The sequence below is a fragment of the Pseudomonas sp. GXZC genome (assembly GCF_026967615.1).
GTDB lineage: Bacteria > Pseudomonadota > Gammaproteobacteria > Pseudomonadales > Pseudomonadaceae > Aquipseudomonas > Aquipseudomonas azotoformans_A.
This window is the reverse complement of the sequence record NZ_CP114115.1, coordinates 6,903,683-6,924,719: the sequence shown is the minus strand read 5'-3', so window position 1 is coordinate 6,924,719 and position 21,037 is coordinate 6,903,683. Positions and strand designations below refer to the sequence as shown.

Genomic DNA, 21,037 nt, shown 5'->3' with positions numbered 1-21,037 from the left:
GCCTGCGAGGAGGATTACAACGGGGCTGCAGTGATACTGACCGCCAGCGTGTGGCTTTGCCCCGGTGCCAGCACCACCACATCATCCAGCACATTCGCCGTCTCGATGCACAGCATGCCTGGCCAGCCATCATCGGCCATGTCGTCGAACGCCTTGGCGCGTTCGGTCCAGGGGTTCCAGATCACCGTCGACTTCGAGCCCTCGGCAGTGAGCTGAATACGGCGCTGCCAGTCTTTGTCGACGATGTTCAACTGCGACGGTGTGTCGAGGTAGATGCGATCAGTTTCGGCGGTGAAGTGCAGCAGGCCTGATTGCGTCTTCTCGGTCCAATTGTCTGCGGTATCGATATAGGCATGCCCGTCCAGCCCTTCGACCTGCACGTTGCGCACATCGCTGACGGCGAAGTAGGTGTGCAGCGCCTGGCTGAGGGTTACGGTGTCGGTGCCACGGTTATGGCTGGTGAGGTGGATGTGCAACTGGTCGTCCAGCAACAGGCTCAGTTTGAGGTCGACCTGATGGGGCCAGCCAGGAAAGCCGCCTGCCGGGACGGGTAGCACCAGATCCAGCCGCAACGCTTCACCTTCAAGCTTGCTCGCGGCCAACGTCCACAGCGCTGTACGCACGAAACCATGGGCGCCGGCGGGCTGCTCGCTCTGGCGCATCGCCTTGACGCTCTGAGGGTTGCGGTCGAATACACCAAACCACGGCCAGCACACCGGCACGCCGGTACGAATGCCCTTGCCCTTCTTGAACACCGCTTCAGGATTCGGCCAGATCAGCGGCTGCTCGCCGGCGCGCTGATAACTGAAGATATGCGCGCCCTGCTGGGCCACCATCAGTTCGGCACCGTTGTGGCGGATGCGCCAGCAGTCCAGCTCGTCGATTTTCACGGTTTCAACGTGGGGCGTTGGCATAACAAAGCACTCTTGGTGGCAGGCAATGGGGCAATTGACCGTCAAATCCCGGCGAGGTTTAACGTGCGCGCGAAGGAACCGAGCGCGTGCGACCGCTGCCGTCGATGGCGACGAATACAAAAACCGCCTCGGTCACCTTGCGCCATTCGCTGGACAGCGGGTCGTCGCTCCACACTTCGACCATCATCTGGATCGAGCTGCGGCCGATCTCCAGGGCCTGGGTATAAAAGGAGAGCTGCGCGCCCACCGCGACCGGTACCAGGAACGCCATGCGATCAATGGCCACGGTTGCCACACGCCCGCCTGCAACCTTGCTGGCCATGGCGGTGCCGGCCAGGTCCATCTGTGCGACCAGCCAGCCGCCAAAGATGTCGCCAAAACCGTTGGTTTCACGCGGGAGCGCGGTGATTTGCAGGGCGAGATCGCCTTGCGGGATAGGATCTTCTTGTTCGAGTTCGATCATGCCGAGGGCCTCTGACCCGTAACGCTTAGTGGATAGCCGTCTTCGAAAAAACGTTTCAGCACCAACATACACCGCGTGATGCGTTTCTCGTAAGGCGTACTAAAGGGAAACTCTGCCAAATCGGCTGGATGGCACCCAACGGCGTTTTGGCACAGCAGCCCCTCAAGACTGCGGTTCTGGCGCTTGCAGGGGCCGAGTATATCGAGACCCTGGCGCCACGACGACCTCTGGGCGTTCATTTGGTCGGCATTTAGCGGCTGTATCGCGGCTTTTTCCGGCAACTGTGCTTCTGTGCGCAGTTAAAGGGGAATATTTAGCGTCTTTGAACTGTTATTCGCTCAACGCTGTGCTTTTTCTAGCGATTTGCTATCTTGCCAAGCCTGCCGCAAGTCCCGGGCTTGCCGTCCCGACTACTATAAGAGAAGCCTTGCCATGTCCTCCGTGCCCGCAAGCAGTGCGCAACCTTCGCGCCCGCTGACCCGCAACGACTACAAAACCCTGTCGCTGTCTGCCTTGGGCGGGGCGCTGGAGTTTTATGATTTCATCATTTTCGTGTTTTTCGCCACCGTGGTCGGAAAACTCTTCTTCCCCGTGGACATGCCCGAATGGCTGCGCATGATGCAGACCTTCGGCATCTTCGCCGCCGGCTACCTGGCACGTCCCCTGGGCGGCATCATCATGGCGCACTTCGGCGACCTGCTGGGCCGCAAGAAAATGTTCACCCTGAGCATCTTCATGATGGCCGTGCCGACCCTGATCATGGGCCTGCTGCCGACCTACGCGCAGATCGGCCTGTGGGCACCGGTGCTGTTGCTGCTGATGCGCATCATCCAGGGCGCTGCGATTGGTGGTGAAGTGCCCGGCGCCTGGGTGTTCGTCTCCGAACACGTACCCCCGCGCCATATCGGCTACGCCTGCGGCACCCTGACCAGCGGCCTGACTGCCGGTATCTTGCTGGGTTCGCTGGTGGCCACCGCGATCAATACGCTTTATAGCCCGGAGCAGGTCTCGGATTTCGCCTGGCGCATCCCGTTCCTGCTCGGCGGCGTGTTCGGCCTGCTGTCGGTGTACCTGCGCCGCTGGCTGCATGAAACACCGATCTTTGCCGAAATGCAGCAGCGCAAGACCCTGGCCGCCGAGCTGCCATTGCGCGCGGTCCTGCGTGATCACCGTGGCGCCATCGTGTTGTCGATGCTGCTGACCTGGCTGCTGTCGGCTGGCGTCGTGGTGGTCATCCTGATGACCCCGACCGTGCTGCAGACCGTCTACCACTTCAGCCCGACCGTCGCGTTGCAGGCCAACAGCCTGGCCATTGTCACCCTGAGCCTGGGTTGCATCGCCTCCGGTGCATTAGCCGACCGCTTCGGCGCCGGCCGCGTGCTGGTCACCGGTTGTGCACTGCTGCTGGCAACGTCCTGGACGCTGTATCACAGCCTTATGGCCCACCCGGATTGGTTGTTCCCGCTGTACGCACTGACCGGCCTGTTCGTGGGCACCATCGGCGTCGTTCCCTACGTGATGGTCAAGGCTTTTCCGCCTGTGGTGCGCTTCAGTGGCCTGTCGTTCTCCTACAACGTGGCCTACGCCGTGTTCGGCGGGCTGACGCCGCTGGCGGTGTCGCTGCTGATGAAGGAAAGCCCGATGGGTCCGGCTTACTACGTTGCCGCCCTGTGCTTGATGGGGATAGTGGTGGGTGGGTATCTGTGGAAGCGTTCGCGCTGATTCCTTGACATGATCGCTCCCGCGCCCTGCGTGGGAGCGATGGCAACTCCTCGCTGCGCCCCTTCTTCTTGCCAATAGTGGCCTTTCATCTAACTGTCACATTCCGGACATAGAGTGTTCACACGGCCTCCCGATACTTGGCCCCGATCCAACTATCCCTATCTGCTAGGAGCAAGGCATGAAACTGAAACGTTTGATGGCGGCAATGACTTTTGTCGCTGCTGGCGTTGCGACCGCCAACGCGGTGGCCGCTGGTGTTGATCCGGCAATCCCGGCGTACGTGAAGACCACTGGTGTGTCGGGCAACTTGTCCAGCGTCGGTTCCGATACCCTGGCTAACCTGATGACCCTGTGGGCCGAGGGTTACAAAAAGGAATACCCGAACGTCAACATCCAGATTCAAGCTGCCGGTTCTGCTACTGCGCCACCTGCGCTGACTGAAGGCACCTCCAACCTGGGCCCGATGAGCCGCAAGATGAAGGACACCGAGCTGGCGGCCTTCGAGCAGAAGTACGGCTACAAGCCAACCGCCATCCCGGTTGCCGTGGATGCCCTGGCCGTGTTCGTGCACAAGGACAACCCGATCCAGCACCTGACCATGGAACAAGTCGACGCGATCTTCTCCTCGACTCGCCTGTGCGGTGGCAAAGCCGACGTGAAAACCTGGGGTGACCTGGGTGTGACCGGCGACCTGGCCAACAAGCCGGTTCAGCTGTTCGGTCGTAACTCGGTATCCGGCACCTACGGCTACTTCAAAGAAGAAGCCCTGTGCAAAGGCGACTACAAGCCAAACGTGAACGAACAACCGGGCTCGGCGTCGGTCGTGCAGTCGATCAGCTCCTCGCTGAATGGCATCGGTTACTCGGGCATCGGCTACAAGACCGCCAGCGTGAAAACCGTGGCCCTGGCCAAGAAAGGCAGCACTGACTTCATCGAAGACAGTGAAGAAAACGCCCTGAACGGCAAATACCCGCTGTCGCGTTTCCTCTACGTGTACGTCAACAAAGCCCCGAACAAGCCTCTGGCCCCGCTGGAAGCTGAGTTCGTGAAGCTGGTTCTGTCCAAACAGGGCCAGGAAGTTGTGGTGAAAGACGGCTACATCCCACTGCCAGCCAAAGTCGCTGCCAAGGCCCTGGCTGACCTGGGTCTGAAAGAAGGCAACTGATTGCCTCTGCGGGGCCGGAGTACCGGCCCCGCATCCGAATTTTCTAGTCCGCTGCCAGCCTTGCTTCGCGGCGGATTTGTTGCGTCACTGCACTGTCATCTTTCTGTCATACAGGATCGCTAGGGTGTGCGCATGAATGATCTGGCCAATTCCACCATGACGACGACTTCTCCCCCCAAGCGCATTGACTTCAATACGCCTGAGCTGCAACGCAAGCGCCGCATTCGCGCGCTCAAGGATCGCCTGACCCGTTGGTATGTGCTGGTCGGCGGCCTCGCCGTCCTCGGCGCCATCACCCTGATTTTCTTCTTTCTTGCCTATGTCGTCGCGCCACTGTTCCAAGGTGCCTCATTGACCAAGGAAGACGCCCTGACTCCGGCCTGGATCCAGGACGCGGGCAAGCCGCTGATGATCTCCCTCGAAGAACAGAACCAAGTCGCCATGCGGGTCTCCGACAAGGGCCAGGCACTGTTCTTTAATGTGGAAACCGGCGCTGAACTCAAGCGTGTCGACCTGCCACTGCCTGCCGGCACCAGCGTTGCTTCTATCGGTGAAGACCAGCCCGGTAGCCCGCTGGTGATCCTTGGTCTGTCCAATGGCCAGTCCATGGTGTTCCGCCACACCTATAAGGTGTCCTACCCGGACGGCAAGAAAACCATTACGCCTGCGATCGAATACCCCTACGGTGAAACGCCGATCGTGCTGGATGACGCCGGTCGCCCGCTGGAGCATGTCGCCCTTAACGCCACCGATTCCACCTTGGTGGTTGCAGGTTCCGCCGGTTCGCATTTGAACGTGCTGTCCCTGAGCCGCGAAGAAAACATGATGACCGGCGAAGTCACCAGCGAGCAGAAGCGCATCGAACTGCCGCAGATGACCGAGCCGGTGAAGGCGATCTTCATCGACCCACGCCAGCAATGGTTGTACGTGATCAACGGCCGCGCCCTGGCCGATGTGTTCAGCCTGCGCGACAAGAGCCTCAACGGGCGCTACAAATTGCTCGAAGACGGCACGGCCGAAATCACCGCCAGCACGCAACTGGTGGGCGGTATTTCGCTGATCGTCGGTAACTCCAAAGGCGGCCTGGCCCAGTGGTTCATGGCCCGCGACCCGGATGGCGAGCAGCGCTTCAAGCAGATCCGCACCTTCCAGATGGGAACCACGCCTATCGTAGAAATTTCTGCCGAAGAACGTCGCAAAGGCTTCACCGCCCTCGATGCTTCCGGCAAGTTCGGCGTGTTCCACAGCACCGCGCACCGCACCCTGTTGGTCGACCCTGTAGTCGATGGCCAAGGCGTGTACGGCATGTCGCCACGGGCCAACCGCGTGATCGTGGAAGCCGGCGGCAAGCTGCAACCGCTGATGCTCGACAATCCGCACCCGGAAGTGTCGTGGAGCGCACTGTGGAGCAAGGTTTGGTACGAGAACTACGACGAGCCTAAATACGTCTGGCAATCGACCGCCGCCAACACCGATTTCGAACCCAAGATGAGCCTGGCCCCGCTGACCTTCGGCACCCTGAAGGCTGCGTTCTACGCCATGCTGCTGGCTGCACCTCTGGCCGTTGCCGCCGCGATCTACACTGCGTACTTCATGGCCCCGAGCCTGCGTCGCAAGGTCAAGCCGGTGATCGAACTGATGGAAGCCATGCCGACGGTGATCCTCGGCTTCTTCGCCGGCCTGTTCCTGGCGCCGTATGTGGAAGGGCATCTACCGGGCATCTTCAGCCTGTTGATGCTGTTGCCGATTGGCATCCTGGTCGCTGGTTTCATCTTCAGCCGTTTGCCTGAATCCCTGCGTCTGCGCGTTCCCGATGGCTGGGAAAGCGCGATCCTGATCCCGGTGATCCTGTTCGTGGGCTGGCTCTCGCTGTACATGAGCCCGTACCTGGAAACCTGGTTCTTCGGCGGTGACATGCGCATGTGGATCTCCCACGACCTGGGCATCACCTACGACCAGCGCAACGCTCTGGTAGTGGGTTTGGCCATGGGCTTCGCGGTGATCCCGAACATCTACTCCATCGCCGAAGACGCCGTGTTCAGCGTGCCGCGCGGCCTGACCCTGGGCTCGCTGGCCTTGGGCGCCACACCGTGGCAGACCATGACACGTGTGGTCATCCTGACCGCCAGCCCGGGTATCTTCTCGGCGCTGATGATCGGCATGGGCCGTGCTGTCGGCGAGACCATGATCGTGTTGATGGCCACCGGTAACACCCCGGTGATGGAGATGAACCTGTTCGAGGGCTTGCGCACCTTGGCGGCCAACGTGGCGGTGGAAATGCCCGAGTCGGAAGTGGGCGGCAGTCACTGCCGCGTGCTGTTCCTCTCGGCACTGGTACTGCTGCTGTTCACCTTCATCATGAACACCCTCGCGGAGCTGATCCGTCAGCGTCTGCGCAAGAAATACTCGTCGCTTTAAGAAAGGTAGAAGTCTGTGAAACAGAACTCCCTGAATGGATGGTTCAAGAGCGGCGCCCCCGGCGTCTGGATCAGCGGTGGCGCGGTGTCCATCGCGGTCATCATGACCATTGGTTTGCTGGCGGTGATCGCCGTGCGTGGCCTGGGCCACTTCTGGCCGGCCGACCTGATCCAGGCCAACTACAACGTGCCGGGCCAGGAAAACCACATCGTCATCGGCGAAGTGGTGCAGAAGGAAGAAGTCCCCCGCGAGCGCCTGAAAAGCGCGGGCCTGCCGGTGCCGGACCAAGGCCCGGAGTTCATGACCCGCGAGCTGATCAAGGTCGGCAACCGTGACCTGAACGGCAACGACTTCACCTGGATCGTCGGCGAGTGGCTCAAGGACCAGACCACGCCGGCGAACCTGATGACCATTGAGCGCCGTGAGTGGGGCAACTTCTACGGCACCTTGGTCAACGTCAAGCAAGACGGCAAGGTCATCGCCGAAGGCGAGGCCGCATGGCCGGAGCTGCAAGCCCGTGTGGATCGCGTCAACAAGCTGGCCGCCCAGCTCAAGACCCTGGAGAAATCCGACATCGGCGCGATCAACGCCGGTCTCGAACGTATCCGCCTGCACGGCCGCAAACTGGAGCTGGAAGGTAAGCTCGACGCTGCCGCCCAGGCCGACATGGATGCTGACCGCGCAGAACTGAATGCCCGCTACCAGGACATCGAAGCCCGCCTGGCCGACCTGCACGCCCAGTTCAACCGCGACGCGCTGACCGCCCGCGACGGCAACGGCAAGGAAGTGGAAATCGGCATCGGCAAAGTGGTGCACGCCTATCAGCCGAACGCCATGGGCACGATCACCAAGATCGGCTTCTACTTCAGCAAGGTCTGGGAATTCCTCAGCGATGATCCACGGGAAGCCAACACCGAAGGCGGGATTTTCCCGGCCATCTTCGGCACCGTGATGATGACCCTGATCATGGCGATGATCGTGACCCCGTTCGGCGTGCTGGCGGCGGTGTACCTGCGTGAATACGCCAAGCAGAACACCCTGACCCGCGTCATCCGTATCGCCGTGAACAACCTGGCCGGGGTACCGGCCATCGTCTACGGCGTGTTCGGCCTGGGCTTCTTCGTGTATGTATTGGGTGGTTCGGTTGACCGCCTGTTCTTCGCCGAAGCCCTGCCGGCGCCGACCTTCGGCACGCCGGGCCTGTTGTGGGCCTCGCTGACCCTGGCGCTGCTGGCGGTGCCGGTGGTGATCGTGGCCACCGAAGAGGGCCTGGCGCGGATTCCTCGCACCGTACGCGAAGGCTCCCTGGCACTGGGCGCGACCAAGGCGGAAACGCTGTGGAAGATCGTGCTGCCGATGGCCAGCCCGGCGATGATGACCGGCATGATCCTCGCCGTGGCCCGCGCCGCGGGCGAAGTGGCGCCGCTGATGCTGGTCGGTGTGGTGAAACTGGCGCCGTCGCTGCCGCTGGATGGCAACTACCCGTACCTGCACCTGGACCAGAAGATCATGCACCTGGGCTTCCATATCTATGACGTCGGCTTCCAGAGCCCTAACGTCGAAGCCGCACGGCCTCTGGTGTACGCCACGGCGTTGCTGCTGGTGCTGGTGATCGCCACGCTCAACTTGTCGGCGGTGTGGATCCGCAACCACCTGCGCGAAAAATACAAAGCGTTGGATAGCTGATCTGAATATTGCTTGCCGCAGGCCCGATGCCTGCGGTTCAACACAACGAATTGGTAGCACAGGGAGCATCCCATGCAACAAGACACCCACACCCACGGCATCAACATGTCTGCCCTGGGTCGCGACAAGCAGAGCCTGAGCCTGGCCCAGGAAACCGTGGCCATCGAAGTGCCGGGCCTGAGCCTGTACTACGGTGAAAAGCAGGCGCTGTTCGACGTCAGCATGAACATCCCCAAGCAGCGCGTGACCGCCTTCATCGGCCCGTCGGGCTGCGGCAAGTCCACGCTGCTGCGCACGTTCAACCGCATGAACGACCTGGTGGACGGCTGCCGCGTAGACGGTGCCATCAACCTCTACGGCACCAACATCTACCGCAAGGGCGAAGACGTGGCCGAGCTGCGTCGCCGCGTGGGCATGGTGTTCCAGAAGCCCAACCCGTTCCCCAAGACCATCTACGAAAACGTGGTCTACGGCCTGCGCATCCAGGGCATCAACAAGAAGCGCATCCTCGACGAAGCCGTCGAGTGGGCCTTGAAAGGCGCGGCACTGTGGGACGAAGTCAAAGACCGTCTGCACGACTCGGCCCTCGGCCTGTCCGGCGGTCAGCAACAGCGTCTGGTCATTGCCCGCACCATCGCGGTTGAGCCGGAAGTGCTGCTGCTCGACGAACCTTGCTCGGCACTTGACCCGATCTCCACGCTGAAAGTCGAAGAGCTGATCTACGAGCTGAAATCCAAGTTCACCATCGTCATCGTGACCCACAACATGCAACAGGCGGCGCGGGTTTCCGACTACACCGCGTTCATGTACATGGGCAAACTGGTGGAGTTCGGCGATACCGATACCCTGTTCACCAATCCGGCGAAGAAGCAGACCGAAGACTACATCACCGGTCGCTACGGCTAGGATGCCGGGATTTTCCTCGCACTGACGCTGCGGTTCTCCGCACCTTACCGGACGCTCCAAGGACGCCAACATGATTAGCAAAGAAGGCCTTACCCATCACATCTCCGCGCAGTTCAACGCCGAGCTTGAGGAAGTGCGCAGCCACCTCCTGGCGATGGGCGGGCTGGTGGAGAAGCAAGTCAACGACGCCGTCACCGCGCTGATCGAGGCCGACTCGGGCCTGGCCCAGCAAGTGCGTGAGATCGACGACCAGATCAACCAGATGGAACGCAACATCGACGAAGAATGCCTGCGCATTCTGGCCCGTCGCCAGCCGGCGGCGTCCGACCTGCGTTTGATCATCAGCATCTCCAAGTCGGTGATCGACCTGGAGCGCATCGGCGACGAAGCCACCAAGATCGCCCGCCGCGCCATCCAACTGTGCGAAGAAGGCGAAGCGCCGCGCGGTTACGTGGAAGTGCGCCACATCGGCGACCAGGTGCGCAACATGGTGCGCGATGCCCTCGACGCCTTTGCTCGCTTCGATGCTGAGCTGGCACTGTCGGTGGCCCAGTACGACAAGATCATCGACCGCGAATACAAGACCGCGCTGCGTGAACTCGCGACCTACATGATGGAAGACCCCCGCTCTATCTCGCGGGTCTTGAGCATTATCTGGGTGCTGCGTTCCCTGGAGCGTATCGGCGACCACGCGCGCAATATCTCGGAATTGGTGATTTACCTGGTGCGCGGCACCGACGTACGGCACATGGGCCTCAAGCGCATGAAGGCCGAAGTTGAAGGTTCGGCTGATCTTATCCCTAATGTTCCGGGCCAAACTGACGATAAGTAAGGTTGCCCGAGAAATTAACGCCCGGCCTTTGGTCGGGCGTTTTTGTTTGTGGCCACTGAATTTTTTGCACGTTGAGCGAGATAAATTCCCAACGTGACTACCGAGTTTTGGCAAAATGCCATCAGTCAGGCGTCTTGCGTGCCGAAGTTTTAATTAGGATGAAGGGTCGATGAGTAAAGTCAGTGTATTGGTGGTGGATGACGCCTCGTTTATCCGCGACCTGGTGAAGAAGTGCCTGCGCAACTACTTCCCCGGGATCAAGCTTGAAGACGCGGTGAACGGCAAAAAGGCCCAGGCCATCCTGATGCGCGAGAGCTTCGACCTGGTGCTGTGCGACTGGGAAATGCCGGAGATGTCCGGCCTTGAATTGTTGACCTGGTGCCGTGAGCAGCCTCACCTCAAGGCAATGCCGTTCGTGATGGTGACCAGCCGTGGCGACAAGGAAAACGTGGTCCAGGCCATCCAGGCCGGAGTTTCGGGTTACGTCAGCAAGCCCTTCACCAACGAGCAGTTGTTGAACAAGGTCAAGCAGGCCCTGCACAAAATCGGGCGCCTCGACGCCTTGGTCGCCAGTGCTCCGACCAAAATGAACTCGGCCTTCGGTAACGATTCCCTGAGCGCACTGACCGGCGGTAAGCCCGAAGCGGCACGTGCTGCGCCGGTTGCTGCTGCTGCGCCTGCGCCGAGCAAAGGCTTGCTCAACAGCCCGCCGGTACAAGCCCCTTCAGCAGCGCCGGCCGGCGGTCGTGGCCAGGGCCAGCTGCGCCTGTCCAGCGGCAACCAGCAATGCGTGATCAAGGCGCTGAGCATCAAGGAAGCGCTGCTGGTGGTACGTCGTGGCGAAGTCCTGCCTCAGGTGCTGGAAAGCGCCGTGCTCGACCTGGAGCAGGGCGACAACGCCGAAGTGGCCCGTCTCAACGGCTACCTGCACGCCATCGTCGCCTTTGAGCCCAAGCCTGACAGCGATTGGCTGCAACTGACCTTCCGGTTTATCGACCAGGACGCGCAGAAGCTCGACTACATCTCCCGCCTGATCGCACGTGGCACGGCGCAGAAGCACTTTGTGCCGGGTGCGTAATCTCCTGAATACCGGGAATCGACCGACTGTCTGATTCCCGGTCCCGGTCTTGATTTATATCTGTTCCGATATAGTCTCTCGGTAACGCTTCAGCGTTATCGAGCCTTCGCTATGCCTTGAAACAAACCTCTACGACCCTTTGCCCAATCGTCGATTACGCTTTTTCTTTCCAGGAAAGGAGAAGCCAATGCCAAGGCACAAGGATGTGGTGTTTCTAGGAAGTTCGCTCAAGGACCTCAAAGCGTTTCCTCTCGACGCCCGCAGGGCGGCAGGCTTTCAGTTGGATCTCTTGCAGCAGGGCGAGCAGCCCTTTGATTGCAAGCTGATGAGAACTATTGGGAGAGGCGTCAGTGAGATTCGGATTACTGAGGAGTCAGGAGCCTTTCGAGTGTTTTATGTGGTCAACCGGCCAGAGGCCATTTATGTGCTGCACGCGCTGCGCAAGACCACACAAAAGACCGAAGGACGTGATATTGAGCTGGCTCGCGCCAGATTGCAGGAGTTAGGTTGAGCCCATGACCAATCAAAAAGTTTACGGCGAACGTTTCAGCTGTGTTTGGGACGCTCTGGAAGATACACCCCAGCAAGCCGCCAATATGCGGCTGCGGTCAAAATTGCTCTTGGAGCTGTGCCAGACCATTCGCAGCTGGGAGCTTTCTCAAAAAGACGCGGCACACAGATTGGGCATCAGTCAGCCCCGACTTAACGACGTCCTCACCGGCAAGATCGACAAGCTCTCTCTGGATGCCTTGGTCAATCTGTCGGCCGCTGCCCAAATGAACGTGGATATTTGTTTCAACGGGCTGCCAGCCTGAAGTTGTCATCAAACCCCGCTAACCTGCCGCTCAGTCATCCCGGCAGGTTCACGCCATGCTCATGCGCTTATTGCTGTGCGGTGGGCTGGCAACGGTCGCTCTATCGACCCAGGCCATGACCCTCTACAAATCCACCGATGCCAACGGCGTGGTGTTTTTCAGTGACCGGCATACCCCGGGCGCCCAGGCGTTTGTGATCCAGGAGCGCAGGGTTGAACGCGTGAAGCCGCCGATGCTGGTCGTGCCCAAACCGAGTGATCAACAGCAGGCCTACCGCTACCCTTTGCCCTGGCGTGGCGGCCCGTTTCGCCTGAGCCAAGGCCCCAACGGCAGCTTCAGCCATACCGACGCCAAGAGCCGCTACGCCATGGACATCGCCATGCCCGAAGGCACGCCGATCATTGCGGCGCGCAGCGGAAGGGTGGTGAAGACCGAGAATGAGCAGGTCGGGCGTGGGAATGATGCGTCGGGGAATTTTGTGCGAGTGCGTCATGACGACGGCAGTGAGGCGGTGTACCTGCACCTCAAGCAAGGTTCGGTCAGCGTTCGGGCAGGTCAACGTGTGGCGGTGGGAAGCCCGCTGGCCCTGTCGGGCAATACCGGCAACAGCAGCGGGCCGCACTTGCATTTCGTGGTGCAGCGCGCCACCGAGGCGGGGCTGGTGTCGATCCCGTATGAGTTCAACCAGCCCGTGGGTGCATTGCCCAACTTTGCGTTGGGCAATTGAGGGTCAATCGAGCAGCAGCACCTTGGCCAGCACGATTTTCGGCCCTTTCATCTTCTTGATGATGATGCGCAAGCCTTCCACCTCCAGCACTTCTTCCTCTTCCGGCACGCGCTTGAGGGTGTCGTAGATCAGACCGGCCAGGGTTTCGGCTTCGATGTGATCCAGGTCCACGCCCAGCAGGCGCTCGACCTTGAACAGCGGCGTGTCGCCACGCACCAGCAGCTTGCCCGGCTGATAGGCCAGGATGCCGCGTTCGGCCTTGCGGTGTTCGTCCTGGATATCGCCCACCAGCACTTCCAGCACGTCTTCCATGGTCAGGTAGCCGATGATCTTGCCGTCGGCCTCTTCCACCAGGGCGAAGTGCGCGCCGCCTTTGCGGAACTGCTCCAGCAGCTGCGACAGCGGCATGTGCCGCGACACACGCTCCAGCGGGCGGGTCAGCTCGGCCAGGTTGAACGACTCAGGGATGTGATCCAGGGCCGCCAGTTCCAGCAGCAGGTCCTTGATGTGCAGCAGGCCCACGAATTCGTTGCGCACCGCGTCATACACCGGGTAGCGGCTGAATTTGTGGCGGCGGAACAGCGCGAGGATTTCCTTGAGCGGGGCGTTGAAGTCCAGGGTCACCAGGTCTTCCCGGGAGTTGGCCCAGTCCACCACTTCCAGTTCGCCCATTTCCACGGCGGAGGCCAGCACGCGCATGCCTTGGTCGCTCGGGTCCTGGCCACGGCTGGAGTGCAGGATCAGCTTGAGTTCTTCACGGCTGTAATGGTGTTCGTGGTGCGGGCCAGGCTCGCCTTGGCCGGCGATACGCAGGATGGCGTTGGCGCTGGCGTTGAGCAGGTAGATCGCCGGGTACATGGCCCAGTAGAACAGGTACAGCGGCACCGCCGTCCACAACGACAGCAGCTCGGGTTTGCGAATCGCCCAGGACTTGGGCGCCAGCTCACCGACCACGATGTGCAGGTAGGAAATCACGAAGAAGGCGGCAAAGAACGACACGCCCTTGATCACTTCCGGCGACTCGACGCCCACGGCGCCCAGCAACGGTTCGAGGATGTGCGCGAAGGCCGGCTCACCGACCCAACCCAGTCCCAGCGAGGCGAGGGTGATACCCAGCTGGCAGGCCGACAGGTAGGCGTCGAGCTGGCTGTGCACGGTGCGCAGGATCTGCCCGCGCCAGCCGTTCTTGTGGGCGATGGCCTCGACCCGAGTGGCGCGCAATTTGACCATGGCAAATTCCGCCGCAACGAAGAAACCGTTGAGCAGTACCAGGATCAGTGCAAAAAGAATCATGCCGAAGTCGGCGAAGAGTGTAGCGAGGGTGATACCAGGGGAAGGGTCCATGATGGGGTTTTGCAGGTTCCGTGTGTTCAATAAGGGGTGGCAGGTGGGCCTGAAAGGCAGGCGCAAGTCGGCCAATGTAGCGGCTGACGGGGCGCTTGCCTAGTGCCCACTGCCGGGCGGGCCGTCAGGTGTCCTGATCAATTGCCTTTGATCGGGTCATCTGTGCTGGCGGGAAATGGCAGGTAAACGTACTGCCATGGCCCAATACGCTGCTGATCTCCAGGCGCGCGCGGTGACGCAGCAGCACATGCTTGACGATCGCCAGGCCAAGCCCGGTGCCGCCGGTATTGGAGTTGCGGCTGGAGTCGACACGGTAGAAGCGCTCGGTCAGGCGCGGTAGGTGCTTGGCGTCGATGCCGATGCCGGAGTCTTGCACGCTCAGGTGCGCGCCCTGTTCGTCGGCCCACCAGCGGATGCGGATATTGCCTTTGTCCTGGGTGTACTTCACGGCGTTGAACACCAGGTTGGAAAACGCGCTGCGCAATTCGCCTTCGCTGCCTTTGAGCAGCACGGCCGGGTCGGCTTCCAGGGTGATCTGTTGCCCGCGTTGGCCGGACAGGGCCTGGGCGTCGTTCTTGATGGTCTGCAGCAGGCTTTGCACGGCGACGGGATGGTTGTCCGAGGGGTAATCGGTCGCCTCCAGCTTGGCCAGCAACAGCAGGTCGTTGAGCAGTGTCTGCATACGTGAGCCTTGCTGCTGCATCTGCTGCAGGGCACGGCTCCAGCGCGGATTGATCTCGTCGACGTTGTCCAGCAGCGTCTCCAGATAGCCGCAGATTACCGTCAGCGGTGTGCGCAACTCGTGTGAGACGTTGGCGACGAAGTCTTTGCGCATCTGTTCCAGCTGGTGGATGCGGGTGACGTCGCGCACCAGCATCAGGTGTTCATTGTTGCCGTAGCGCGTCAGGTACAGCTGGATACGCACGCGGTCATTGGTGGGCGAGGGGATTTCCAGGGCTTCTTCGTAGTTCTCCTGTTCGAAGTACTCCTTGAAGCGCGGATGGCGCACTAGGTTGGTCACCGGCTGGCCGCTGTCCTGGGGCGTCTTGAGGCCCAGCAGGGTCTCGGCGGCGCGGTTCCACCATTCCAGGTTACCGTCGCTGTCGAGCATGATCACCGCATCTTTCAACGCGGCAGTGGATTCCTGCACCCGGTCAATCACCGCTTGCAGGCGTCCGCGCACCCGTTGGTCGCGGCGTTGCAGGTGGTAGATGCTGTCGAACACTTCGCCCCACAGGCCGTAGCCATCGGGTGGTGCTTCGTCGGGTTTGTGCTGGCGCAGCCATTCATGCAGGCGCAGCAGTTGCTTGAGGGTCCAACCCAGGTACAAGGCAATGCCGGCTGCCAGGCTCCAGCCGTAGTAACCGCTGATCAAACCCACCAACAGGCAGCCGGTGATCAGCAAAAGCATGTGGCGGATCAGGGTGCCATGCCAGTTTTGGTTCACTTGAACATGCGTCCTTGTCAGCTGTTAAGTCAGGCTCAGCCCTTGGTGGAAAATCGATAACCGGTGCCGCGCACGGTTTGTACCAGATTCTCGTAGGCATCGCCCAAGGCTTTGCGCAGGCGACGGATATGCACGTCCACGGTGCGCTCTTCCACATACACGTTGCCGCCCCACACTTGGTCCAGCAATTGGCCGCGGGTGTAGGCGCGTTCCTGATGGGTCATGAAGAATTGCAGCAGGCGATATTCGGTCGGGCCCATCTCGGCTGGCTTGCCGTCGATGGTCACGCGGTGGCTGATCGGGTCCAGCAGCAGGCCGCCGACTTCGATGGGCGCTTCGCCATCGGTCGGGCCGGCACGGCGCAGCACGGCTTTCAGACGCGCTACCAACTCGCGTGGGGAAAACGGCTTGGTGATGTAGTCATCGGCGCCAACTTCCAGGCCCTGGATCTTGTTGTCCTCTTCGCCTTTGGCGGTGAGCATGATGATCGGGATGTCCCCGGTCAGCTCGTCACGCTTGAGACGGCGGGCCAACTCGATACCGGAGGTGCCGGGCAGCATCCAGTCCAGCAGGATCAGGTCCGGCTTGCGGTCGACGATAATGGCATGGGCCTGCTGGGAGTTCTCGGCCTCCAGGCAGTCGTAGCCGGCCATTTCCAACGCAACGGCGATCATCTCGCGGATGGGCGCTTCGTCGTCAACAATCAGAATGCTCCTGCCAACCATGCTCAAAAATCCTCTTGTCATTTAACTGTCTTGCGCCGCATTAGATAACGGAATTATTGCAGTCGTGTGACAGTAATTTAGTCGCTCAGGCAATTCCCGCCTCTCTGGACTACGCTTTGGGTCCGAATCCTGACAACCACAAAAGGAAGGTTCCGATGACTTACAGCACGATTTCCTGGAAAGCCCTGCTGGTAACGGCGGCGTTGACGCTGCCGACCCTGGCATTCGCGGCGGAACCCGCGATGACGAAAGACGGGATGTTGGTCGACCACAAGGGCATGACGCTATACACCTTTGCCAAGGACGCCGATGGCAAGTCCATGTGCAACGACAAGTGCGCCACCAACTGGCCTCCGCTGATGGCTGAGTCCACCGATAAACCCATGGGGAAATGGACCGTCATCACCCGTGACGATCAGAAAAGCCAATGGGCTTACAGCGGGAAGCCGCTCTATACCTTCATCATGGACAAGAAGGCGGGCGACATGACCGGTGAGGGCAAAATGGACGGGGCCTGGAAAGTCGCCAAACCTTGATGCATACCCCTAACGGTGAGGGGCCTGGCCCCTCATCGAAACGCGTAATCCGCCACAATCCCGACAAATATCGCCAACCCTGCCCAGTGGTTGTGCAAAAACGCCTTGAAGCACTTCATCCGATCCTTGTCCCGCGTGTACCAGAACTCCCAGGCAAAACAGCCCGCCGCCGCCAGCAACCCCAGATGAAACCAGCCGCCCAGCTCAAACCGTGCCCCGGCCAACAACAGGCAGCCCAGTGATAGCCCCTGCAAGGTCAGAATGATCACGCGATCAGCTTCACCAAACAGGATGGCCGTAGATTTCACACCGATTTTCAAATCGTCATCGCGATCGGTCATCGCGTAATAGGTGTCGTAGCCCACCGTCCACAGCAGGTTGGCGATATACAGCAGCCACGCGGTGGCGGGCAGGCTGCCGGTCTCGGCAGTGAACGCCATCGGCATGCCCCAGGAAAACGCCGCCCCCAGCACCACCTGCGGGTAGTAGGTGTAGCGCTTCATGAACGGGTAGCTCGCCGCCAGGGCCAGGCCGCCGAGGGACAGCAGGATGGTGGTGGCGTTGGTCAGCAGCACCAGCAGGAAACTGATGCCCATCAGCACCGCGAAAAACACCAGTGCCTCTTTCGAACTGATCTTGCCGCTCACCAGCGGGCGCTGCTCGGTGCGCTTCACATGGCCGTCGACCTTGCGGTCGGCCCAGTCATTGATCACGCAGCCACCGGCGCGGGTCAGCACCACACCCAGCACAAAAATCACGATATTGAGCAGGGACGGCGAGCCCTTGCCGGCGATCCACAGCGCCCACAGCGTTGGCCACAGCAGCAGGTAGATGCCGATGGGCTTGTCCATGCGGGTCAGTTGGATGAAATCCCAGGCCCTCGGGTTCAAGTGGTTCAGGGATTTGAGCAGACGTTGATACATCAGCAGTTCTCCGGATGGGCGTGCAGCGCGTGCCAGAAGCTGGGCAGAAAGACCTCCGCGACCAACACGCTCAGCGGTCCGCGATCAAAACGTGAACGGCGCGCCCATAGTCCGTCGACCTGATCCGCTGCAGGCAGCCATTCTATTGGGTAATGGCACACCTCGATGGCCTGGCGCGTGAAGGCCTGGTCGCAGAACAGCAATTCGCCCAGTGAGCGGCTGCCCAACTCATCCATATGCAAGCCGTCGCCCTGCAAGGCGCTGCGTGCCGCCACACTGCGCGCGAACACCCAAGGCTGGCCATGCCCGCGCAAATACACCTCGCGCACCCAGCCGATACTGGCCGGTGGCAATGTCAGGGCGGCGCATTCATCGTCTCGCAATGGCTGCCAGCCCTCGAACAGCGGCGTCACGCTGAAACCGTCGTTGGACAGCCACGTCAGCCGCCGTGTCAGTGAGTCTTCGTTGAACAGCCAATTGAGCGTCAAGGGCGCGGGCGCAGGGTGCAGAAGGCTCTGGATCAGCCATTGGCAAGCATCGGGAGGGTCGATTGAGTGCGGCACGGTGAGTCAGTATTGGCAGCAAAAGAGGCGGCGAGCTTACCATGACGCCTCTGGTTTTTGCCGGACCGAACCGGCTGTTTGCGTCGATCGTGCTTGCATCTGCCGGCCCCGATCAGTACAAAACGCCCTGAGCCGCACGGCAACGCGGGTCTATCGACCGTCGGCCAAGATGCCTGACCCTGAGGAAGCAAGTGATGAAGAAGTGGCAATGTGTAGTCTGTGGCCTGATCTATGACGAGAAAGACGGCTGGCCGGATGACGGAATTCTGCCTGGCACCCGTTGGGAAGACGTCCCGGAAGACTGGCTGTGCCCGGACTGCGGCGTGGGCAAAATGGATTTCGAAATGATCGAAATCGGCTGATTTTTGGTTTTCAGATAAGTACTACAAGGAGAAAGGAATGAACGCACCTGTCGTGATCATCGGCACAGGATTGGCCGGTTACAACGTGGCCCGAGAGTTTCGCAAGCTCGACAGCGAGACCCCGTTGTTGCTGATCACCGCCGATGACGGGCGTTCCTACTCCAAGCCCATGCTCTCCACCGGTTTTGGCAAGAACAAGGAAGCCGATGGCCTGAGCATGGCTGAACCTGGCGCCATGGCCGAGCAACTCAAGGCCGAAGTGCGCACCCACACTCGCGTCAGCGGCATCGACCCGGGCCACAAACGCTTGTGGATCGGTGAGGAAGCGGTGGCTTACCGCGACCTGATCCTGGCCTGGGGCGCCGAAACCGTGCGTGTACCGGTGGAAGGTGATGCGGCTGAGCTGATTTTCCCCATCAACGACCTCGAAGATTACGCACGCTTCCGTACCGCCGCTGCCGGCAAGCGCCGTGTGCTGTTGCTCGGCGCGGGCTTGATCGGCTGTGAGTTCGCCAACGACCTGATCCTCGGCGGTTATGAAATCGACCTGGTGGCACCTTGCGAGCAAGTCATGCCGACCCTGCTGCACCCGGCCGCGGCCGCAGCGGTACAGGCCGGACTGCAAAGCCTCGGCGCGCGCTTCCATCTTGGCCCAGTACTCAATCGCCTGCAGCGCACCGCGGACGGCCTGGAAGCCCATCTGTCGGACGGTGAAGTCATCGCCTGCGACCTGGTGGTCTCGGCCATCGGCCTGCGCCCGCGTGTGGACCTGGCCGCCGCCGCCGGCCTGCAGACCAATCGCGGAATCATGGTGGACCGTCATCTCAAGACCTCCCACGCCAACATCTATGCCCTGGGCGATTGCGCCGAGGTCGACGGCCTGAACCTGCTGTACGTGATGCCGCTGATGAGCTGCGCCCGCGCGCTGGCCCAGACCCTGGCGGGCAACGCCACGGCGGTCAGCTACGGCCCGATGCCGGTGACCGTCAAGACGCCGGTCTGCCCGCTGGTGGTCTCGCCACCGCCACGGGGCACCGAAGGCGTGTGGAGCGTTGAAGGCGAGGGCGCCGACATCAAGGCCTTGTGCCGCGACGCCAGCGGCCGTCTGCTGGGCTACGCCCTGACCGGCAGCGCCGTGATGGAAAAACTCGCCCTCAATAAAGAACTTCCGCCGTTGCTGGCGTAAATACCGGTCGTTCTGTCGGAATAACCGCGTTTTTCACCCTAGAAAGGTCGCCGCAAGACTGGCGGAGCGTGCGAGGGCATGCCATCCTCACTCCCGTCTGCCGCAGAGTAGAGCCTGCGGCGCTTTGGGCGCTGCTCCAGAAGAGAGCAGCACGGACATAACAACAAAAAACCGTCAAAGAGGCTTCACTTATGCGTAAACCAGAACTCGCAGCCGCCATCGCTGAAAAAGCGGATCTCACCAAAGAACAGGCCAACCGCGTCCTCAACGCCGTTCTCGAAGAAATCACCGGCGCCCTGCACCGCAAGGACAGCGTCACCCTGGTTGGCTTCGGCACCTTCCTGCAACGCCATCGCGGCGCCCGCACCGGCAAAAACCCACAGACCGGCGAACCGGTGAAAATCAAGGCCAGCAACACTGTTGCGTTCAAACCGGGCAAATCGCTGAAAGACACTGTTAACGCGTAAGGGCGTTACCGTCTCGAAGGGGGCGGGGTGGTAGGAAAAATGGGCACGCCGACGGGGTTGGGTGCCCATTTTTTGTGGGGGCCTTGCTGGTTAATCACACACCAGCGAGTGATCCGGGAGATGACTCAGTTTGAACTTCTTTAATTCTTGTGCAACGGAGTTCTGAAGATGCTCCGGGTCCATCAGCATTTTGACTTCACGCTCCCAGCCCGCTGCTCCGCCTACACGTTGAGTCACACCTTCAGGCCACCCTTGAAGAATGGATTTGTAATGCTCGATGCGCTCGTGGGCTATTGCATGCTTCTTGCACCAGGCCAATAGCACGATGTTGTCGGTCATGGCCTGTACTGGAAAGTTGTCTCCACCGGCTACAGTAGTTTGATAAATGGAGTCCAGTGTGGCGCATGACAGTGTATCGAGGAATGCAGTAGGGCATTGCGATCGAAAACGGTCAACAAGTTCTCCGAACTTAGTTGAGTGGCGCAACGGGCTTATCGAATCTTCAACACCCTTGCTGTTTAATAGAGATATCGGCGCAACCAGCGAGACCACCGGGAAGGACGCCATCAATGAGTGGGTGTGGAATACCGGGACATAGTGCTCCTCACCATAAACAGGCTTAAGGTAAATGCCGGTCAACAGGGGGCCGTTACGCTTTAATAAGTGAAGGGGTTTATATAACTCATAACTCCCCATCACTTCTTTCCAGTCTTGGGTAATTGCCTTTTTTTCAGTGGCCGTCATTTTTTTCATAAGGT

22 protein-coding genes are annotated in these 21,037 nt (G+C 60.6%); 14 read left to right on the top strand and 8 right to left on the bottom strand.

Going from position 1 to position 21,037, the window contains the following annotated elements; all coding sequences use genetic code 11:
• Nucleotides 1-14: 14 nt before the first annotated feature.
• Nucleotides 15-914 (bottom strand): D-hexose-6-phosphate mutarotase, encoded by a 900-nt coding sequence (locus OZ428_RS32785; protein ID WP_269132334.1) that lies wholly within the window; start codon nt 912-914, stop codon nt 15-17.
• A gap of 58 nt (nt 915-972) precedes the next feature.
• The gene (locus OZ428_RS32780; protein ID WP_003176975.1) at nt 973-1,377 is read right to left on the bottom strand and encodes an acyl-CoA thioesterase; all 405 of its coding nucleotides are present in this window, start codon (nt 1,375-1,377) and stop codon (nt 973-975) included.
• A 432-nt stretch (nt 1,378-1,809) separates the two neighbouring features.
• Between OZ428_RS32780 and OZ428_RS32775 the strand changes: the two genes are divergently transcribed.
• The 10 genes from OZ428_RS32775 to OZ428_RS32730 all read left to right on the top strand — a co-directional run bounded on the left by OZ428_RS32775 (nt 1,810) and on the right by OZ428_RS32730 (nt 12,726).
• Nucleotides 1,810-3,099, top strand: a complete 1,290-nt coding sequence (locus OZ428_RS32775) for an MFS transporter (RefSeq protein WP_269132333.1) — start codon at nt 1,810-1,812, stop codon at nt 3,097-3,099.
• A gap of 178 nt (nt 3,100-3,277) precedes the next feature.
• Nucleotides 3,278-4,264 (top strand): phosphate ABC transporter substrate-binding protein PstS, encoded by a 987-nt coding sequence (locus OZ428_RS32770; protein ID WP_016978637.1) that lies wholly within the window; start codon nt 3,278-3,280, stop codon nt 4,262-4,264.
• Between the two features lie 384 nt (nt 4,265-4,648).
• Nucleotides 4,649-6,682: an ABC transporter permease subunit gene (locus OZ428_RS32765; protein WP_269134246.1), complete on the top strand. Its 2,034-nt coding sequence runs from the start codon at nt 4,649-4,651 to the stop codon at nt 6,680-6,682.
• A 15-nt stretch (nt 6,683-6,697) separates the two neighbouring features.
• Nucleotides 6,698-8,368: a phosphate ABC transporter permease PstA gene (pstA, locus tag OZ428_RS32760; protein WP_071490822.1), complete on the top strand. Its 1,671-nt coding sequence runs from the start codon at nt 6,698-6,700 to the stop codon at nt 8,366-8,368.
• A 72-nt stretch (nt 8,369-8,440) separates the two neighbouring features.
• On the top strand, nt 8,441-9,274 hold the full coding sequence (gene pstB / locus OZ428_RS32755; RefSeq protein ID WP_025856391.1) for a phosphate ABC transporter ATP-binding protein PstB: 834 nt from the start codon (nt 8,441-8,443) through the stop codon (nt 9,272-9,274).
• Nucleotides 9,275-9,344: 70 nt separating this feature from the next.
• Complete coding sequence (phoU, locus tag OZ428_RS32750) at nt 9,345-10,106, top strand: phosphate signaling complex protein PhoU (RefSeq protein WP_016978634.1); 762 nt, start codon at nt 9,345-9,347, stop codon at nt 10,104-10,106.
• A 169-nt stretch (nt 10,107-10,275) separates the two neighbouring features.
• Nucleotides 10,276-11,184, top strand: a complete 909-nt coding sequence (locus OZ428_RS32745) for a response regulator (RefSeq protein ID WP_133075592.1) — start codon at nt 10,276-10,278, stop codon at nt 11,182-11,184.
• Between the two features lie 187 nt (nt 11,185-11,371).
• Nucleotides 11,372-11,695, top strand: coding sequence for a type II toxin-antitoxin system RelE/ParE family toxin (locus tag OZ428_RS32740; RefSeq protein WP_269132332.1), 324 nt, complete (start codon nt 11,372-11,374; stop codon nt 11,693-11,695).
• 4 nt (nt 11,696-11,699) lie between these two features.
• A complete protein-coding gene (locus OZ428_RS32735) occupies nt 11,700-11,999 on the top strand; it encodes a helix-turn-helix domain-containing protein (RefSeq protein ID WP_095014026.1) in 300 nt (99 codons plus the stop codon).
• A 55-nt stretch (nt 12,000-12,054) separates the two neighbouring features.
• Nucleotides 12,055-12,726 carry a peptidoglycan DD-metalloendopeptidase family protein gene (locus tag OZ428_RS32730; RefSeq protein WP_269132331.1) on the top strand — a complete coding sequence of 224 codons (672 nt, stop codon included), beginning with the start codon at nt 12,055-12,057 and terminating at the stop codon, nt 12,724-12,726.
• Between the two features lie 3 nt (nt 12,727-12,729).
• On the opposite strand, the gene OZ428_RS32725 is transcribed toward OZ428_RS32730, so the two are convergent.
• The 3 genes from OZ428_RS32725 to phoB all read right to left on the bottom strand — a co-directional run bounded on the left by OZ428_RS32725 (nt 12,730) and on the right by phoB (nt 16,242).
• Nucleotides 12,730-14,070: a hemolysin family protein gene (locus tag OZ428_RS32725; protein ID WP_010207573.1), complete on the bottom strand. Its 1,341-nt coding sequence runs from the start codon at nt 14,068-14,070 to the stop codon at nt 12,730-12,732.
• 124 nt (nt 14,071-14,194) lie between these two features.
• Nucleotides 14,195-15,481 (bottom strand): phosphate regulon sensor histidine kinase PhoR, encoded by a 1,287-nt coding sequence (gene phoR, locus OZ428_RS32720; RefSeq protein ID WP_237142560.1) that lies wholly within the window; start codon nt 15,479-15,481, stop codon nt 14,195-14,197.
• A gap of 71 nt (nt 15,482-15,552) precedes the next feature.
• Complete coding sequence (gene phoB / locus OZ428_RS32715; RefSeq protein WP_003176964.1) at nt 15,553-16,242, bottom strand: phosphate regulon transcriptional regulator PhoB; 690 nt, start codon at nt 16,240-16,242, stop codon at nt 15,553-15,555.
• Between the two features lie 155 nt (nt 16,243-16,397).
• Here phoB and OZ428_RS32710 point away from each other — a divergent pair, with 155 nt between their 5' ends.
• Complete coding sequence (locus OZ428_RS32710; protein WP_038845531.1) at nt 16,398-16,778, top strand: COG4315 family predicted lipoprotein; 381 nt, start codon at nt 16,398-16,400, stop codon at nt 16,776-16,778.
• A 32-nt stretch (nt 16,779-16,810) separates the two neighbouring features.
• Here OZ428_RS32710 and ubiA read toward each other — a convergent pair whose 3' ends face one another.
• Both ubiA and OZ428_RS32700 read right to left on the bottom strand, forming a co-directional pair.
• Entirely contained in the window at nt 16,811-17,701 is an 891-nt protein-coding gene (ubiA, locus tag OZ428_RS32705; protein WP_033897275.1) for a 4-hydroxybenzoate octaprenyltransferase, read from the bottom strand.
• Entirely contained in the window at nt 17,701-18,264 is a 564-nt protein-coding gene (locus OZ428_RS32700) for a chorismate--pyruvate lyase family protein (RefSeq protein ID WP_133075589.1), read from the bottom strand. The genes ubiA and OZ428_RS32700 overlap by 1 nt, the downstream gene beginning before the upstream one ends.
• Before the next feature lie 194 nt (nt 18,265-18,458).
• On the opposite strand from OZ428_RS32700, the gene OZ428_RS32695 reads away from it, so the two are divergent.
• The 3 genes from OZ428_RS32695 (at nt 18,459) to OZ428_RS32685 (ending at nt 20,279) form a co-directional block, all read left to right on the top strand.
• Nucleotides 18,459-18,626 (top strand): rubredoxin, encoded by a 168-nt coding sequence (locus tag OZ428_RS32695; RefSeq protein ID WP_015886569.1) that lies wholly within the window; start codon nt 18,459-18,461, stop codon nt 18,624-18,626.
• 37 nt (nt 18,627-18,663) lie between these two features.
• Nucleotides 18,664-19,812 carry an NAD(P)/FAD-dependent oxidoreductase gene (locus tag OZ428_RS32690; protein WP_122729919.1) on the top strand — a complete coding sequence of 383 codons (1,149 nt, stop codon included), beginning with the start codon at nt 18,664-18,666 and terminating at the stop codon, nt 19,810-19,812.
• A 191-nt stretch (nt 19,813-20,003) separates the two neighbouring features.
• Nucleotides 20,004-20,279, top strand: coding sequence for an HU family DNA-binding protein (locus OZ428_RS32685; protein WP_003176958.1), 276 nt, complete (start codon nt 20,004-20,006; stop codon nt 20,277-20,279).
• Nucleotides 20,280-20,369: 90 nt separating this feature from the next.
• Here OZ428_RS32685 and OZ428_RS32680 read toward each other — a convergent pair whose 3' ends face one another.
• Nucleotides 20,370-21,032 (bottom strand): hypothetical protein, encoded by a 663-nt coding sequence (locus tag OZ428_RS32680; protein ID WP_133075588.1) that lies wholly within the window; start codon nt 21,030-21,032, stop codon nt 20,370-20,372.
• Nucleotides 21,033-21,037: the final 5 nt, after the last annotated feature.

What these genes read in the sequence shown, in the direction of transcription:
- OZ428_RS32785 (WP_269132334.1), bottom strand. Translation starts at nt 914, where the DNA reads ATGCCAACGCCCCACGTTGAAACCGTGAAAATCGACGAGCTGGACTGC.
- OZ428_RS32780 (WP_003176975.1), bottom strand. Translation starts at nt 1,377, where the DNA reads ATGATCGAACTCGAACAAGAAGATCCTATCCCGCAAGGCGATCTCGCC.
- OZ428_RS32775 (WP_269132333.1), top strand. Translation starts at nt 1,810, where the DNA reads ATGTCCTCCGTGCCCGCAAGCAGTGCGCAACCTTCGCGCCCGCTGACC.
- OZ428_RS32770 (WP_016978637.1), top strand. Translation starts at nt 3,278, where the DNA reads ATGAAACTGAAACGTTTGATGGCGGCAATGACTTTTGTCGCTGCTGGC.
- pstB (WP_025856391.1), top strand. Translation starts at nt 8,441, where the DNA reads ATGCAACAAGACACCCACACCCACGGCATCAACATGTCTGCCCTGGGT.
- phoU (WP_016978634.1), top strand. Translation starts at nt 9,345, where the DNA reads ATGATTAGCAAAGAAGGCCTTACCCATCACATCTCCGCGCAGTTCAAC.
- OZ428_RS32745 (WP_133075592.1), top strand. Translation starts at nt 10,276, where the DNA reads ATGAGTAAAGTCAGTGTATTGGTGGTGGATGACGCCTCGTTTATCCGC.
- OZ428_RS32740 (WP_269132332.1), top strand. Translation starts at nt 11,372, where the DNA reads ATGCCAAGGCACAAGGATGTGGTGTTTCTAGGAAGTTCGCTCAAGGAC.
- OZ428_RS32735 (WP_095014026.1), top strand. Translation starts at nt 11,700, where the DNA reads ATGACCAATCAAAAAGTTTACGGCGAACGTTTCAGCTGTGTTTGGGAC.
- OZ428_RS32730 (WP_269132331.1), top strand. Translation starts at nt 12,055, where the DNA reads ATGCTCATGCGCTTATTGCTGTGCGGTGGGCTGGCAACGGTCGCTCTA.
- OZ428_RS32725 (WP_010207573.1), bottom strand. Translation starts at nt 14,070, where the DNA reads ATGGACCCTTCCCCTGGTATCACCCTCGCTACACTCTTCGCCGACTTC.
- phoR (WP_237142560.1), bottom strand. Translation starts at nt 15,481, where the DNA reads ATGCTTTTGCTGATCACCGGCTGCCTGTTGGTGGGTTTGATCAGCGGT.
- phoB (WP_003176964.1), bottom strand. Translation starts at nt 16,242, where the DNA reads ATGGTTGGCAGGAGCATTCTGATTGTTGACGACGAAGCGCCCATCCGC.
- OZ428_RS32710 (WP_038845531.1), top strand. Translation starts at nt 16,398, where the DNA reads ATGACTTACAGCACGATTTCCTGGAAAGCCCTGCTGGTAACGGCGGCG.
- ubiA (WP_033897275.1), bottom strand. Translation starts at nt 17,701, where the DNA reads ATGTATCAACGTCTGCTCAAATCCCTGAACCACTTGAACCCGAGGGCC.
- OZ428_RS32695 (WP_015886569.1), top strand. Translation starts at nt 18,459, where the DNA reads ATGAAGAAGTGGCAATGTGTAGTCTGTGGCCTGATCTATGACGAGAAA.
- OZ428_RS32690 (WP_122729919.1), top strand. Translation starts at nt 18,664, where the DNA reads ATGAACGCACCTGTCGTGATCATCGGCACAGGATTGGCCGGTTACAAC.
- OZ428_RS32685 (WP_003176958.1), top strand. Translation starts at nt 20,004, where the DNA reads ATGCGTAAACCAGAACTCGCAGCCGCCATCGCTGAAAAAGCGGATCTC.
- OZ428_RS32680 (WP_133075588.1), bottom strand. Translation starts at nt 21,032, where the DNA reads ATGAAAAAAATGACGGCCACTGAAAAAAAGGCAATTACCCAAGACTGG.